The sequence below is a fragment of the Tsukamurella sputi genome (assembly GCF_007858445.1).
GTDB lineage: Bacteria > Actinomycetota > Actinomycetes > Mycobacteriales > Mycobacteriaceae > Tsukamurella > Tsukamurella sputi.
Window position 1 is genome coordinate 1 of sequence record NZ_VIGV01000053.1, and the last position, 688, is coordinate 688.

Annotated in this window: 1 protein-coding gene; it reads left to right on the top strand. The window is 65.8% G+C overall.

Going from position 1 to position 688, the window contains the following annotated elements; translation table 11 throughout:
- On the top strand, positions 1-475 hold a 475-nt coding region (locus FK268_RS23120; protein WP_231707238.1), incomplete at its 5' end, for a 3-hydroxyacyl-CoA dehydrogenase family protein.
- Positions 476-688 lie beyond the last annotated feature (213 nt).

The window sequence follows — 688 nt, forward strand, 5'->3', positions numbered from 1 at the left end:
GCGTAAACGCCGATACGACGAGAACCCCGACATGCCGCACGACACCATCTCTGACACCCTCTGCGAGATGGGACGATTCGGTCAGAAGACTGGCGCTGGCTGGTACGACTACCCGAACGGCGGCCGGAACCCGGCACCGAGCCCCGTCGTGGAGGAAATGCTCTCTCGTTTCCGACCCCGCATCGCCGTAGATGAACGCCCCAGCGATCGGCAGGTCGCCGAAAGCCTGGTGTACGCCCTGGTTGACGAGGGCGCCCGAATACTCGACGAAGGCATCGCTCAGCGATCGTCCGACATCGACGTTGTCTACGTGTCCGGCTACGGCTTCCCCCGACACCTGGGCGGCCCCATGTACTACGCCGACCAGATCGGCCTCGACCGGGTGCTCGCCGAGTTGATCGCCGACAACCCCGACGGCTGGCAGCCTGCGCCGCTGTTGGTCCGCCTGGCCAAAGAAGGTGGCACGTTCGGCTGACCACCAACGGCGAAGGGAGGGGCCAACCGCAACCGGGTGGCCCCTCCCTTCACCGTGTTCTGGGTCCAGACCCCCATCGGGTCGAATTGATTCGCACAACAACATCGGCCGCTGCAACCCCCTCCAGGGTCGCAGCGGCCGAGGAACCTTAGTGCAGACAGGTGGGTCCGACTACTGGCTGCGCGCGTTGGACTGTGCGGCGTCGAGGCGGGC